This window comes from Arthrobacter sp. A5 (assembly GCF_051131705.1).
In the GTDB taxonomy this organism is placed as follows: domain Bacteria; phylum Actinomycetota; class Actinomycetes; order Actinomycetales; family Micrococcaceae; genus Arthrobacter_M.
In genome coordinates, this window is the sequence record NZ_CP180316.1 from 1,870,454 (window position 1) to 1,883,470 (window position 13,017).

The window sequence follows — 13,017 nt, forward strand, 5'->3', positions numbered from 1 at the left end:
CTCGAAAAGGTACTAAAGGGTCTGTTTTCGGTATGAAAGTACGTGCTTCTGGGCTTCCTTAGCCGCCAGCACGGGGTCACCGGATTCGATCGCGGCACACAGGACGGCATGCTCCCGGCACACTTGATCGAAATCCGAAATCTGGCCGAAGAGCCAGTGCAGCCGGCCCATGAGGGGTGTCGGAGTGCCAGATTCCCGGAAAAGTCGATGATCTCGTCGTGGAACGCCGCATTGGCCGCATTTGCCGCCTCGGTGTCGTGACGGTCGAGGGCACTCTGCGATTGCTGAACTAGAACGGCACCGCGGGTTCCTGGCTTGGAGCCGATCACGACCGGGACATGGTCAGCCAGATCACTGCGGCGACCGGAATCCCGGCCACGACCTCGACGCTGGCCTACCTGGACGCCTTCAAAGCCTTCGGGATCTCGCGGGTCGGTTTAGTCAGCCCGTATACCCAAGACGTGAACGACGCCATCATCCGCAGCTACCGCACCGAAGGAATGACGATCACCGGAGAACGCCATCTTGGTCTTAGCATCAACGAATCCTTCGCCCGGGTGGAACCTTCAGAGCTTCTGGCACCTTCGGCCGAGTTGGCGGACGGGTCGGGGAACAGCCGGCCGCAAGCGTTGATCTACCTTTGCACCAACCTCTATGGAGCACCCGTGGTGCAGCAGGTGGAGCAACAATCGGATGCCGCCGTGCTCGACTCGGTTGCCGTCACGTTGTGGCAGTGCCTGGCCATGACCGGAGCGGCCGGTCTCGACCCGCGCTGAGGCCGTCTGCTGGCATGACGATGGACCGGCCGTCAGCGTGCCCCGGCGTCGCGCAGGATCCGGGCAACGCCGCTCTGCCGTAAAAGCTCGGCGTGCCGGAGCGCTGTCACGCCGGCGTTGTCCGCCCGGTCAACTTCCGCTCCGGCAGCGATCAACTGCCCGATGGTCGCTTGGTAATCGGTGCTGCCGGTGCCGAACATGACGGCCTCCAGCAGAGCGGTGTAACCGAGATTGTTCACGTGGTTTACCGGCACTCCCGCCGTGATCAGGATCTGCACGGTCCGTACGTGGGCGTGTTCACTGGCCGGGATCAGTGCGGTTCCGCCGTAGCGGTTGATACTGGCCACGTCCGCGCCATGGCTGAGGGTCAATTGCAGAATCTTATCGAGCCCCTCGCCGCCTGCGTAGAGAAACGCTGAGTCGGCCATCACGTCCTTGGCATTGACATCGGCCCCAGCGGCGATCAGTACACGGGCGGCGCCCACACCGTTGGTTTTGGTGGCGGCGATCAGAGGTGTCCGGCCGTCCGCATTGCGGACCTCCAGCTCCGCCCCGCGGTCCAGCAGAGCTGTGACTTCGGCGGCATCGTTGGCGGCGGATGCCTGCAGCAGGCGCGCATTGAGCCCGGCCAGCTCCCCGGCCGGGCGGGGAGTGCCAAGCGCGGCGCCGGATGGGATGCCGGGCGGTGTGACGGCTGGAAGGGACGTGGTTGGGGACGACGACGGCGGCACCACGCTGGGTGCAGCAGGGCCAGGTGATGAGGCGGAGGCTCCGGTGCCGACGACCGGAGCTCCGGCGGGCCACGGCGTTGCGCAGGACACCAAAGCGAGGGCCATCAGCGCCCCTGTCAGGGCGCCTGTCCATATTTTTGCACGGGCATCTGCTGAGCCGGTGGGCACGCTGCGTTCCCTCCTGATCCCGCCGTCGGGCTCTACTTGGCCACGGCTTGGCTGAGAGCGGTGGCTCCGGCCGCGGCGCATTTCTCATCCAGGGCTCCATCGGGCGCGCCGCCGACGCCGATGCCTGCTACGGACACCCCGTCGACCTTCAGGGGGACGCCGCCGGCCAGGAACAGCGTTCCGGGCAGATCGTCGATTCCCGGGCCGTTGCCGCTGATCCGCTTGGCGAGTTCGCTGGTGGGGGACCCGAAGGCAGCCGCGGTGTAGGCCTTCTGCTTAGCGGACTCGATGGTGTGCTGGGCTGCGTTGTCACCGTGCAGCAGGGCCTGCACGGTGCCGAAGCGGTCCACCAGGGCAACAGACACGAACGGCAGTTGGTCCGACTTGCACTGTTGCAGTGCGGCCAGCACGGCTGCGGCGGACTTTTCGTCAGAAATCCTGTTCTGCTGCACGGTGTTCTCAACGGGTACGGTGCCGATGGTCTGACCGCCGACGGGCTGGCCGTTGACGGCGCCCACGGCCGCGGCTAACGCAATTCCCTCCGAGGGAGGCGAGGACGGTGCGGACTGCGGGGCGCCGCACGCGGACAGGGCCAGCGCGCCGGACGCCAGAACGGCGGAGAAAAGTATCGGGCGGGTGATTTTCATGGGACTTCCTTATTTGACGGAACGCTGCGGGACGGTTCCGTCCGGAGCGAACGGAACGCATGCCAGTGGTCAGCGTCCCGCACTTCCATGCTGGCAGCGTCTGTCCCGCTGCGCATCGACCGTTGGTTCCCGGGTAGCTCATCCTTTTGCCGCGGAGCCTGCGCCAATGGGATGAGCTGCCCGGACCGCTGGTCGGATAAACTGGCGGGACGATTTTCGGTGGACGGACAGGCGATATGAACACAGCGGCGCCGGGTAAGAAACCCGCCATGCCTGCGGACTTGGCCGGGCTTCCGGGGCGCGCAGGGCTGGTGGTGCATCTGAGTTTCCTGCTCCTGCTCGGTGCTTCGGCGGTCCGCTATCTGACCCATCATGGACTGGATCAGCGCTGGCAGCTGGTGCTGGTGCTCAGCCTCGCGCTGGCCGGGGTCTATGGGGTTATTGCCGCGGCTCCGCGGCACGACAAAACCGCGGGCTGGGTGTGGCTGCTGGTGCTGTTGTGGGCCGGGCTGGTCCTGAACGCCCCGAGTTTCGCATGGTGTGCTTTTTCCCTGTTTTTCGTCTGCCGCAGTACGCTCTCCGGCCGGGCCGGATACGTGGGCGTGGCAGGAGTCGTCGTTCCCGCGGCCCTGGGGCTGTTTCTGCTCGGTGGTGGAACGGACTACGCGATGCTGCTCGGGCCGCTGGCCGCCGGCGTCCTGCTGTTGCTGGTCTACGAACGGATCGAGCGCGATGCCAGAACCCGCACTCGGCTACTGCATGAGGTGTCTGCGGCTCAGGCTCAGCTGGCCGGGCATGAGCACGACGCGAAAATCATCGCCGAGCGGGAGCGGCTGGCGGGTGAGCTCCACGATACCGTGACGCAGGGATTGACCAGCAGCCTGCTGCATCTGGAAGCAGCGGAGCAGTCCTGGGAACAGCCTGACGGGGTAGCGCGCAGAAATCTGGCGGCGGCGACCGTTCTGCTGCGCAGCAATTTGTCCGAAACCCGGAACCTGGTACACACTCTGTCCTCTCCGGCGGACGCGCTGCCGCTCGGGGAGGCACTGCAGCAAGCGGTCCTGCTGTATCTTCCGGACGCCCGGTTCTTCAGTAATGGAACGCCGCGGCCGTTGCCGCCCGATATCCGGCACGTTCTGCTGCGCGTCGCTCAAAGCGCCGCAGCGAACATCAAGCTCCATGCACATGCACTGACGGTCAGCGTGACCGTTAGCTATCTGCCGGACTCTGTATCGCTTGACATTTTCGACGACGGCGCCGGCTTCGACCCGGCGGCAGTCCCGGAGCCCACGGCCGCCGGGGGTTACGGCCTGCGCGCGATGCGTCAGCGGGTGGAGCAATTGGGCGGTGTGCTGTTCGTGGAAAGCACACCGGGCGAAGGCTGCATTATCGCGGCCCAGCTTCCGCCGCGGCATTGGCGCAGCGGACGATCCAAGCAGAGACGTGATGCCATGATTTCGGTGCTGCTGGTCGACGATCACTTGGTGGTTCGGGCGGGTCTGAAGTCGCTGCTGGACTCCCAGCCCGATCTGCGGGTCGTTGCAGAGGCTGCAACCGGGGAGCTCGGCGTCGAGGCGGCGCAGCTGCATGGGCCCGATGTGGTGATGATGGATCTGGCCCTGGGCGCCGGGATGGACGGGATTGCCGCGATCGCGCAGATCCGCCGGGTGCGGCCGGCGCAAGCGGTGCTGGTATTCACCACCTACGACTCGGACTCTGACCTGGTGCGCGCCGTGGATGCCGGAGCCATGGGCTATTTGCTCAAAGACTCGGTGCCGGAGGAAATCTTCGCTGCTATCCGGGGCGCGGTGGCCGGCCTCAGTGTGATGTCACCGCCGGTTGCGTCCCGACTGTTCCATCAGATGCAGCACCCCGAGGAGACGCTGACCGCGCGCGAGGCGGAACTCCTGGCACTGCTGACCCAGGGGCTCAGCAACCGGGAACTGAGTAAGCGTCTGCTGATCAGCGAAGCCACGGTAAAGACTCATCTGGCCCACATTTACGCGAAGCTGGACGTGGAATCCCGCTCCGCCGCCGTTGCGGCTGCCATCGGCAGGAACGGTATGCGGCATTGAAGCGATGACCGTCTCCTGCAGCCTCACAAGTTGCCGGACGTCGCTGGACGTTGCTGACCGCTGTTGCCTGCTGTGTCCGACCGGACGGGTTGGGTTAGAGGGTGGAGTGCACGAGCGGGTGGCCGGCAAGCACGTCGTCGTTGCGCAGAGCCTGGTAGTAGCCGAGCAGGTTACCCAAGGCGTTGGGGTGGAAGTTGGCCGGTGCCATCGGGTCTGCCGGGTTGTAGTTGATGTAGGGGACGGCAGCGCCGAAGCCGTGGTTCAGGAATTCCTGACTGACATCAACGAAGCGGATTCTGGGACTGTTCGTGGCTGCGGCAGTGGCTACAGCACCGGAGATGACTTGATTAAGGACATCTGTGCCTTGGTTGATCTTGCCGCCAAAGGGGTTTCCCGCGTTGAAAAGACGTGGGTAGCCGAGCATCGCGATACGGGCGCGGGGCACTGCGACCGCCACCGCGGCGTAGGTCCTCAGGAGTTTCGCGGGCAGTTCGACTATCCGCGCCTGGCTCACGTTCAGGGCATCTGTGCATGCGACGGACGTCGGATCGGGTGCACAAGCGGCGAAGACATCGTTGGAGTCGGCGTCAATGCCGCCGACGGCGAGGGTGACCAGACCGGTATTTGGATCAACGCCCGGCAGCTGGAGCAAAACGATGGGAAGCCTACGAGTGTCCAGTCGACGAAGCACGGCGATGAAGCCGGCGTGCTGGGCATCGACTTCCCCGGCGGCGCCGGCGAAGACCGGCAGTGACGCCTTTCACGGCAGCACGTAGGGGATGTTTCACCATCAGACAGCGGGAATCCCGTCGACAGTAGATGGATGTCCTGCCGACGGCCGGCGAACGCTACGTTGCCTTGCGGTCCGGGAAATCGGTGCGGAAGCCGATCAGCTTATGGGTGCCATCACAGTATGGCTTGATGCCGGAAGCACCACACCGGCACAAGGCGACGGTCCTGCGCTGGCGGGGGAGCTTTTCGCCCGTGGTGGAGACGATCTCGAAGTCTCCACGCACCAGCAGTGGTCCGTCCGGGCAGACGACGATAGCATCCTTCGGTTCCCGGTCCCGGTGTAGGGGGGACAATTCGTCAGACATGGTCACTCTTTTCTGTTCGCGATGTGCTGATTTTTCCGGCGTGCCGTTCACGCAGTGTTGCCGGGGAGCTGGCGGCGAGGCGAAGACGGGTCCCGGCGTACCGGACACCTCCCGTACAGCGAAGGGCGACGGCGGCCCAAATGCAGACGGAGCGCTCCAGCAGCCACAGCGGGGCCCAGAGCGCGGCGGATGGACCAAAAAAGTGCTGGCCGCCGTCTTTCCTGCGTCCGGTTTCGGCCGCGGCGACGGCAACCGCGGCGAGGATCGTCAGAGCTGCCACGGGACGACGGCGGGTGCCGGCCCTGTGGTGGGCGGCCAGGTAGTGGCCAGCCCCGTGATGGGCCGACCCGCGGCGGACCGCCTGGTAGCCGGTGGCCAGGATCAGCGGCAATACCGACAGCTCAACGGCCAGGCGAGCCGGTTGGGCAAAGTCGTCGTAGGCCTGCCGGACGCGTTGGCGCAGGAAGTGTCCGGTCCGCGGAGGAATCCGTCCCACAAATACATCCTTGGCACGCAGCTCCCGTCCGCCGGCCGCCCGGATGGTCCGCAGGAGTTCGAGGTTTTCAAACAAGACGTCGCCGTCATAGCCTCCGGTGGCCAGCAGCGCCGACCGTCGGACCGCCAGCGTGCCGGGGTAGTCCGCCGAGAAGGCCCGGTTCACGAGTGTTCTGGCGGTATCCCATCGGGCGTGCCACGGTAGTGCCAGAAAGTAATTCTGCGGGCGGACCACGTCTGCGTCCTCGAGCAGGCCGAGCACCTGCTGCAGCGTCGCGCGGTCGTACCTGACGTCGTCGTCGGCCAGCACCAGCAGCTCGTCCTCGGCCAGCGCAATTCCCGTCATGATACCGGCCACCTTGCCGTTCGCGCCCTGCCGCGGCTGCGGGGCAACATGACGGACCTTAGGCGGAAACGCCAGTGCATGGCAGGAGAACAGTGCGTCGGGCGAACCGTCCACCACGATCACCGACAGCCAGCCGCTGAGCCGCAGCAGGTATCCGGCCAGTTCTTCCAGCCCCTCATCCGCGTCCCAGCGCAGCGGCAGAATGTAGCTCGCACCCTGTAACAGGCCGGCGGACTCCACCCCCGGTTACGCGCCGGCCGGCAGCGGAATCCGCAGCGAGGACGTCCCGGTTTTCCATGCCGCCATGGTCTGGGCGGACAGCAACGCGTCGACGGCCAAGGCCGCGGCGGCGCCAAAGTACACGTCTTCCAGGAGCGCAGGCTCGGCCTCGACGAGTCCCCCGGCCAGGTCCCGGCCGGCGATCTGCTCGTGTACGGCGTCGGCTTCGACATGCTCGTCGAAGTACCAGGTGACATCTTCGTTGAAGCCATGGCGGCGGAATCCGTTGCCGTATAGCCGGTTGGGCTGGGACGACGTCATCTCGTAGGCCGCCAGATGCCCCACGATGGCGCCGCGCAGCCGTCGGTTCAACCCGAACATGGACATCATGTTGGTGGATGCGAGGGTGAGTGCCGGTACGGCGTCGACGTATTCGCCATAGACATCGTCGAGTTCGAGTCCGCGCATGGTCCGGGCGAAAAGGGCGGAATGCATGCGCTGCGGGCGCCCTCCGCCGTACTCGTCGGCCTGGATTTCAACCATCGCAGCCTTAGGGCGGCCGCTCAGCCTGGGAATCGCCCACGTGTGCGGATCGGCTTCCTTGAGCTGGTAGATGGATTTGTGGATCAGGAACTCCCGCAGCTGTTCCAGGGACGCTTCCTTGGCGACGTAGCGCGACATGGACGGGCCGTTATCCGCGGCTGCAAGGCCGAAGAGGACGCTGGCCACGCTGTCGCCGTCTGCAGCATCGAGAGCAGGAAGTTCGACGGCGGCGCGCAGGGCGCGCTCAAAACCCTCCTCGATCTCCTGCCGGACGGCGATAAGACCGGGATTCCATTCCCACCGCTCATCCGCCCCGGCCAGCCCACCGTAGTGAAGCTCGTACAGGCAGAACATGGCCAGCTGAAGATCCTCATCGTTGATGACATTCTCCGTCGACGCCACACTCCGTGCCGCCAGCGTCCGTAAGACGTGCGTCTGGTCGGCGGTACCTTCCGGCCCGGCGTGGAGGAGGTCAAACAGGAAAATGCTGACCGGGCCGCGGGCTGAGGGAAACTTCATGGCTGCTCTCCTGACCTAAGGGCCGCGGATCATGGCCCTATCTTATGATAAGTATGCTTGATAATTTCCCGGAGCGCTGACACATCAGGGATTTGGCCACCAAACATCTTCGGGGAGACCGGCTTGTACCTTCTGCTTCGCGGGAGTAGAAGTTTACCGCACGAGTTTTTTGGAAACCTGTTGTATTGGAAGCATGCTTCTGATTCTCTGGGAGGAAGCCCAAGCGGCCGTCCACTAAATGGAGCGGAGATCATCATGTCCCCAGTCATGGGCCACCGCCAAGCCCTGGAGTCTTTCCGCAAGGCACGACGGTCCGAGGGCTCACTGCGGCGGGCCATCGAGGATGAGCTGGTTCTTGGCCACCTGGACATCGCCGACACGGCGGCCCGTGCGTATGTCATAGCGGGACGGGATCTGGATGATCTGAAGCAGATTGCTTCGCTGGGTCTTATTAAGGCGGTGCGCGGCTTCGATCCGGACAGGGGAACGAGTTTTCTGGCCTACGCCGTGCCGACGGTCAGAGGGGAGTTGAAGCGCTATCTGCGCGACAGCAGTTGGATGGTGCGGCCGCCCCGGCATCTACAGGACCTGCGCACTACCGTTTCCAAAACACAGCCGGCATTGGCCCAGCAGCTCGGCAGGGAACCAACCCTGTGCGAACTCGCAATCGAACTCGGCTATGACGAGCAGGACATTGCCGAAGCCCTGAACTGTCAAAGCAGTCTCCACCCGGAATCTCTGGAGGCGCCGATGGACGAGACCGCGGTCACCTTGTCAGAGATCATTACGGCCAAAGACAGCCGGCCCGACAGGATCGAGGAAATTCTAATGCTCCGTGGTGCCATCCGCAGGCTCCCTGCACAGGAACAGCAGCTGCTGTATCGGCGGTACTTTCAGGAAGAAACCCAGGAAGAGATCGGCAAACATCTGGCAATGACGCAAATGCAGGTGTCCCGCCTGCTGTCCCGCGTCCTCACGAACCTTCAACGCAGCCTCCAGGACGAATCACTGCAGGAAATTCGAGTCAGCAGAAGGCAGTCAAAATTCGCCTAGCACTGGGTGTCACCTGCTGGAAGGGCACCTCATGAGGATTTTGGTAACTACGAGGCCTCCTGCATTTCCGCCTCCTGACCGGTAATCGCTCGGAAGCCGACAGTGAGTCCAAAGGGGGAACGATCGGCACTTTTTGCCATCCCAACAAGATTGCAATCCCAACAAGATTAGTAGGTGTGGCTAGGGGATCAATTCGCGTTCAGACTTCAGCACTTTATGCTTAGCCTTAATGGACACCTCCAAGACGACTCTTGATGACTTTGCGAGCGAGCAAGGCGGGGCGAGAATTGCCTCTTCTGTGACGGGAGAGCGCGACCAACTGTCAACGCTGCTCCACATGATTGCGCAGGGGGACGAGTCTGCATTTGGACAGTTTTATGCCCTCACGAGCGGGCGCGCGTATGGCATAGCGAGGCGGGTGATTCGGGACCCGGAATTAAGCGAAGACATCATGCAGGAGGTGTAACTGCAGGTTTGGCAGTCGTCTAGTAACTTCGATCCGGTGGCTGGCAGCCCCTTGGCGTGGCTGTTGATGTTGACGCACAGACGAGCAGTGGACAAAGCCACGCAGTCTCAAGGTGCGAAAAACCGCGAGTCACATCACGGTGCAATGAGCCCCCGTATGGAATTCGACGAGGTTGTTGAGACCATCAGTGGGCGGCTCGAAGTGGAAGCGGTGGGCAAGTGTATGGGTGCGTTGACCGCTGTGCAGCGCGAAGTTGTAGCGCTTGCATATTAAGGCGGTCTTACCTATTCAGAACTTGGCACCCGCGCTAGCTTAGTTTTGTTCGTGGTTGTGGTTCTATCGCAAGGATGCTGATGTCGACCCTGCCTGGGGTCAGGCCGGTGTGGCTAATGCTCTCGCGGACGCGGTGCTGTACTATTTCGGCGACGTTGAGCGCCGTGTAGGCGATGTCGGTGGCGATGTCGAGATGGACGCGGGCAGTTCCGTCGCTGATGGTAGCCGTCACCCCGTCGTGCCGGTAGGTACCGTTTTGGCTGCCGGGGTTGCGGAGGTTTTGAAGGGCGGCGGGACCGAGCCTGGCCAGAAACCCTTGGATGGTGGGTTCGAGCCTGAGCACGCCGGGCGTTTCCAGTGCGGTCCGGGCAGCCAAAGAGGCGATCAGTTGACTGGTGATGACTTGGCCCTGCACGGGTTGTTCAGACATCGTAGAGATCCTCCACTGTGATGTTGATGGTTCCGGCGCTGATGCCGACACATGCCGTGATGGCGTTGCTGATTCTCTGCCGTAGGGAGTCGACGGTTCGGGGGATTTCGACGCTCGGGGCGGCAGCAACCCGAAGATTGATAATGAGGTGGGCACCCTCGTTAGCCGCGGTAGCCGTGTTTCCGGAGGGGCGATCCTCGCCGGAGGGGTCGTTGCCGCCGGAGCGTATTTCGATGTGGCAGCGTCGTGCATGAATGCCGGGGATCGCCGTCGCTGCGAACCGGATGACGGAACTCAGCGCCTGTTCGCTGATCTCAGTTGTTCCGTTCTCTTTGCCGTGCAGGGCAATTCTCCTGCTGCGGCGGATCTCTGCGCGGGCAACATTCATGATGGCGTTTTTGACACTGAGGCGCGGTTTTAGTGAGGTGTTGTGAAGGTCGCTTTCCCGCAGGGAACGGGTAGCCTCATTGAGCTTTTTCAGTCTTACCCTGGCCGATTGGCATTGTTCACACTTTTCTTCGTGCGGATCGGGTGGCTGGTCAATTGTGGCCCAGATCCGGTCGATGCTGCGTCCGCAGCCCAGACGGGGGACGTCTTCTACCGCCATTCGCTCATCCCCTCCGCTATCTCGTGCCGTGCCCGGGCAAGCCGGCCGCGAACCGCGGACTGGCTTATCTTCAGTGTGGCACCGATTTCGGCATAACTGCGTCCGTGCATTTCCCGCAGCAGCCAGCAGGCACGCTGTTCGGGGGGCAGGGTGTTCAGGAGTGTGGTCAGACTGTCCTGCCGAGCGGCCGTTTCGGCTTCGTATGCCGGGTCTGATCCCGCAGGTCCATACGTGGCACGAAATTCTGTGGCGGAACGAAGATCCTCCAAATCGGTGATCGTCTCGGGATGAGCGGAGCGTTTGCGGAGCAGGTCCAGACATCTGTTGGTTGCCAACCGGTAGGCCCAGCCGCCGAAGGCCCGGACGTCCTGGAGCATCGGCAGCCCCCGCCAGGTCGCCGTCAGGGCGTCCTGCACCACGTCTTCGGCTTCGCCGCGGTCGCTGAGCATCCGGTATGCCAAACGGAAGAGCCTGTCCTGGTAGACGACCACCAACTGCTCGAAGGCGGCCAGATCGCCGTCTTGGGCGCGGGCAACGATGCTTCCCTCATCCAGTTCCGGTTCCGATTCGAAGCCGGTTCCGCGATCCTCCATGGGCTGTCCGTTCCGTCCGGCGACGTACCGGCGCTAGCCCCCAATATGTCATAACCCGGCCGCAGGCTGGATCTGATCCGGGCGATTCCGGCAAAGATTTCAGAAAGTCTGCATTGCTGCATGACGTTTGCCGGTGGGCTTCGTCTTTATATCTGTAAGCACGATTACTATTCCCGAGAAGGAGACGTTTCCCATGTCAGAGGCAGCGAAGATCCCCGGAAGCTCCAGCGGCGTTATGGTCACCCCCGAGGAGCAGAAGCACAGCGCTCCTCAGGAGCAGCCGAAAAAGAACGACGCACTGCATACGGACCGCGGGGACACCACGATCGAGGAAACGGTAGTCCAGAAGCTCGCCGGCATGGCCACGCGTGAGGTTCCCGGCGTTTACGCCATGGGAAGTGCAGGTCGGCGTGCATTCAGCGCCCTGACCGAACGGATTCCCGGTTCGCAAACCAATGTCAGCGGCGGCGTCAGCGTGGAAAAGGGCGAACGCCAGACGGCCATTGACGTCTCCATCGTTGTGGAGTACGGGATCTCGATAGTGGACGTCAGCCAGGGGATCCGCCGTAACGTCATCCAGTCGGTGGAACACGCCACCGGTTTGGAGGTGCTGGAAGTGAACGTCAACGTCACCGATGTGCACCTGCCCGATGATGACCAGCAGGACCAGAAGGATCAAAAGACCGATCTTCAGTAATGACGTCGGGCGGGATTCCCCGCCCGGTGAGGAAAAGGCCGGTGAGAAGAGGATGGCTATGTCTACTACACGTTGGTGCCTGACGATAGGTCTGGTACTGGGAATCGTTTTGGGGTTCGGCGGCTGGTGGGCGCTGGTGGCCGCGGTGGTTCTTGGCTTCATCGGTCTGATTGTCGGGCGGGTCGCGGAGGGGAAACTCGATATGGCGGCCCTGTTCGGTAAAGCATCGAGCCGATGAACCCCCAGGGCGCCCACAAACTGCCGTTTGACCGGCCTGGCGGCCGTGACGTTGGCGGCAGCGATGGCAGTGGGGGCGATGTGGAGATGGGTTCGAGGGGGCACACCGTGGTGGCGGACAAGGTGATTGAAAAAATCGCCGGCCAGGTCGCCGGTGACGCGTCATCTGCTGGCGGTTCCTCTGGAGGGTTTTTCGGAATCGGCGCCCATGCGGACTTGTCAGCCCGGCCCAAAGCGTCCGTGGAACTTACCGGCAACATCGCCACTCTGAGCGTGGAAGTGGGGATGCTGTATCCGGTTCCGTTGCGCCAGGCCACCGAGGCGCTGCGCCAGCGGATTAGGGCGGTGACGGAGCTGACCGGGGTTGAAGTGCGCCAGGTCGATATCAAGGTTTCGTGGCTGACCACCGGCGCTGAGACCAACGGGCGAAGGAGACTGCTATGAGCCGCCATGATGGACGTTCAACACGTCTACGGCACCGGCCCAGCAGGGCCGTTCCGGCGCTGATCGTGGGCATCCTGCTGTTGGTCGCTGAAGTCGCGCTGGTGTGGCTGACCGTTGCACGGCTGGTCAATGGCACGTGGCCCAATGTCCTGCAGGGACCACGTGACTGGCTCACCTCCCTGGCGTGGAACGGCTCGGGTGCGTGGTGGATCGGGATAGCCGCGGTGGTGATAGGGGTGATTCTGTTGCTGTGCGCCATCGTCCCGGGCGGTTTCAGCGCCTTGATGCTCAACGACGCAGGCGGTAGCCGGGAAGAAAAAGCCGGGCGGGTGCAGGAGCAGGAAATCGTGATGACCCGCCGCGCGGTGGCGCATCTGGCCAAAGCGCAGTGCCGGCAGATCGACGGCGTCGGCAGCGCGTCGGCGACGGCGACCACCAAGCGTGTGCATCTGAGCGTCCAAACCCCGCTGCACGATACCGGCGATCTGCGCAGCAGGGTCACAGACAGTGTCCGGAACCGACTGGAAGCAACGGGGCTGAATCCGGTCCCGCGCGTGACCGCCACGATCCGATCCAAGGGCTGACATTGTGTCCGCTACTA

18 protein-coding genes and 2 pseudogenes are annotated in these 13,017 nt (G+C 63.4%); 10 read left to right on the plus strand and 10 right to left on the minus strand.

Features of this window, described 5'->3' with window-relative positions; all coding sequences use genetic code 11:
- Window positions 1–12: 12 nt before the first annotated feature.
- Complete coding sequence (locus ACLLJI_RS08635) at window positions 13–171, minus strand: hypothetical protein (RefSeq protein WP_434620289.1); 159 nt, start codon at window positions 169–171, stop codon at window positions 13–15.
- Between the two features lie 152 nt (window positions 172–323).
- Here ACLLJI_RS08635 and ACLLJI_RS08640 point away from each other — a divergent pair.
- Window positions 324–776 (plus strand): annotated as a pseudogene (locus ACLLJI_RS08640) (maleate cis-trans isomerase family protein); the annotation flags it as partial.
- 32 nt (window positions 777–808) lie between these two features.
- Here the strand turns inward: ACLLJI_RS08640 and ACLLJI_RS08645 are convergent.
- Both ACLLJI_RS08645 and ACLLJI_RS08650 read right to left on the minus strand, forming a co-directional pair.
- Entirely contained in the window at window positions 809–1,675 is an 867-nt protein-coding gene (locus ACLLJI_RS08645) for an ankyrin repeat domain-containing protein (RefSeq protein WP_434620292.1), read from the minus strand.
- Window positions 1,676–1,707: 32 nt separating this feature from the next.
- A complete protein-coding gene (locus ACLLJI_RS08650; protein WP_434620295.1) occupies window positions 1,708–2,322 on the minus strand; it encodes a GlcG/HbpS family heme-binding protein in 615 nt (204 codons plus the stop codon).
- Window positions 2,323–2,990: 668 nt separating this feature from the next.
- Between ACLLJI_RS08650 and ACLLJI_RS08655 the strand changes: the two are divergent.
- Together ACLLJI_RS08655 and ACLLJI_RS08660 are read left to right on the plus strand one after the other, a co-directional pair.
- Window positions 2,991–3,719 (plus strand): annotated as a pseudogene (locus ACLLJI_RS08655) (sensor histidine kinase); the annotation flags it as partial.
- 54 nt (window positions 3,720–3,773) lie between these two features.
- Window positions 3,774–4,397 (plus strand): response regulator, encoded by a 624-nt coding sequence (locus ACLLJI_RS08660; RefSeq protein WP_434621370.1) that lies wholly within the window; start codon window positions 3,774–3,776, stop codon window positions 4,395–4,397.
- A gap of 94 nt (window positions 4,398–4,491) precedes the next feature.
- On the opposite strand, the gene ACLLJI_RS08665 is transcribed toward ACLLJI_RS08660, so the two are convergent.
- The 4 genes from ACLLJI_RS08665 to ACLLJI_RS08680 all read right to left on the minus strand — a co-directional run bounded on the left by ACLLJI_RS08665 (window position 4,492) and on the right by ACLLJI_RS08680 (window position 7,616).
- On the minus strand, window positions 4,492–5,088 hold the full coding sequence (locus ACLLJI_RS08665) for a hypothetical protein (RefSeq protein WP_434620298.1): 597 nt from the start codon (window positions 5,086–5,088) through the stop codon (window positions 4,492–4,494).
- A gap of 157 nt (window positions 5,089–5,245) precedes the next feature.
- Complete coding sequence (locus ACLLJI_RS08670; RefSeq protein ID WP_283561653.1) at window positions 5,246–5,494, minus strand: CDGSH iron-sulfur domain-containing protein; 249 nt, start codon at window positions 5,492–5,494, stop codon at window positions 5,246–5,248.
- Window positions 5,487–6,575 (minus strand): glycosyltransferase, encoded by a 1,089-nt coding sequence (locus ACLLJI_RS08675; RefSeq protein ID WP_434620302.1) that lies wholly within the window; start codon window positions 6,573–6,575, stop codon window positions 5,487–5,489. Before ACLLJI_RS08675 ends, ACLLJI_RS08670 begins: the two co-directional genes overlap by 8 nt.
- Before the next feature lie 6 nt (window positions 6,576–6,581).
- Complete coding sequence (locus tag ACLLJI_RS08680) at window positions 6,582–7,616, minus strand: iron-containing redox enzyme family protein (RefSeq protein WP_434620305.1); 1,035 nt, start codon at window positions 7,614–7,616, stop codon at window positions 6,582–6,584.
- 255 nt (window positions 7,617–7,871) lie between these two features.
- On the opposite strand from ACLLJI_RS08680, the gene ACLLJI_RS08685 reads away from it, so the two are divergent.
- The 3 genes from ACLLJI_RS08685 to ACLLJI_RS08695 all read left to right on the plus strand — a co-directional run bounded on the left by ACLLJI_RS08685 (window position 7,872) and on the right by ACLLJI_RS08695 (window position 9,408).
- The gene (locus ACLLJI_RS08685; protein ID WP_434620308.1) at window positions 7,872–8,669 is read left to right on the plus strand and encodes a sigma-70 family RNA polymerase sigma factor; all 798 of its coding nucleotides are present in this window, start codon (window positions 7,872–7,874) and stop codon (window positions 8,667–8,669) included.
- 229 nt (window positions 8,670–8,898) lie between these two features.
- A complete protein-coding gene (locus tag ACLLJI_RS08690; RefSeq protein WP_434620311.1) occupies window positions 8,899–9,135 on the plus strand; it encodes a hypothetical protein in 237 nt (78 codons plus the stop codon).
- 144 nt (window positions 9,136–9,279) lie between these two features.
- On the plus strand, window positions 9,280–9,408 hold the full coding sequence (locus ACLLJI_RS08695) for a hypothetical protein (protein ID WP_434620314.1): 129 nt from the start codon (window positions 9,280–9,282) through the stop codon (window positions 9,406–9,408).
- A 34-nt stretch (window positions 9,409–9,442) separates the two neighbouring features.
- On the opposite strand, the gene ACLLJI_RS08700 is transcribed toward ACLLJI_RS08695, so the two are convergent.
- The 3 genes from ACLLJI_RS08700 to ACLLJI_RS08710 are packed head-to-tail and all read right to left on the minus strand — an operon-like array spanning window position 9,443 to window position 11,038.
- Window positions 9,443–9,838 (minus strand): Asp23/Gls24 family envelope stress response protein, encoded by a 396-nt coding sequence (locus tag ACLLJI_RS08700; protein ID WP_434620317.1) that lies wholly within the window; start codon window positions 9,836–9,838, stop codon window positions 9,443–9,445.
- Window positions 9,831–10,445 carry an Asp23/Gls24 family envelope stress response protein gene (locus tag ACLLJI_RS08705; RefSeq protein WP_434620320.1) on the minus strand — a complete coding sequence of 205 codons (615 nt, stop codon included), beginning with the start codon at window positions 10,443–10,445 and terminating at the stop codon, window positions 9,831–9,833. The genes ACLLJI_RS08700 and ACLLJI_RS08705 overlap by 8 nt, the downstream gene beginning before the upstream one ends.
- Window positions 10,436–11,038 (minus strand): RNA polymerase sigma factor, encoded by a 603-nt coding sequence (locus ACLLJI_RS08710; RefSeq protein WP_434620323.1) that lies wholly within the window; start codon window positions 11,036–11,038, stop codon window positions 10,436–10,438. Before ACLLJI_RS08710 ends, ACLLJI_RS08705 begins: the two co-directional genes overlap by 10 nt.
- 193 nt (window positions 11,039–11,231) lie before the next feature.
- Between ACLLJI_RS08710 and ACLLJI_RS08715 the strand changes: the two genes are divergently transcribed.
- The 4 genes from ACLLJI_RS08715 to ACLLJI_RS08730 are packed head-to-tail and all read left to right on the plus strand — an operon-like array spanning window position 11,232 to window position 13,000.
- Window positions 11,232–11,735, plus strand: a complete 504-nt coding sequence (locus ACLLJI_RS08715; RefSeq protein WP_434620326.1) for an Asp23/Gls24 family envelope stress response protein — start codon at window positions 11,232–11,234, stop codon at window positions 11,733–11,735.
- 58 nt (window positions 11,736–11,793) lie between these two features.
- Complete coding sequence (locus tag ACLLJI_RS08720) at window positions 11,794–11,973, plus strand: hypothetical protein (RefSeq protein WP_196395186.1); 180 nt, start codon at window positions 11,794–11,796, stop codon at window positions 11,971–11,973.
- On the plus strand, window positions 11,970–12,416 hold the full coding sequence (locus tag ACLLJI_RS08725; RefSeq protein ID WP_434620330.1) for an Asp23/Gls24 family envelope stress response protein: 447 nt from the start codon (window positions 11,970–11,972) through the stop codon (window positions 12,414–12,416). Before ACLLJI_RS08720 ends, ACLLJI_RS08725 begins: the two co-directional genes overlap by 4 nt.
- On the plus strand, window positions 12,413–13,000 hold the full coding sequence (locus ACLLJI_RS08730) for a DUF6286 domain-containing protein (RefSeq protein ID WP_434620333.1): 588 nt from the start codon (window positions 12,413–12,415) through the stop codon (window positions 12,998–13,000). Before ACLLJI_RS08725 ends, ACLLJI_RS08730 begins: the two co-directional genes overlap by 4 nt.
- Window positions 13,001–13,017 lie beyond the last annotated feature (17 nt).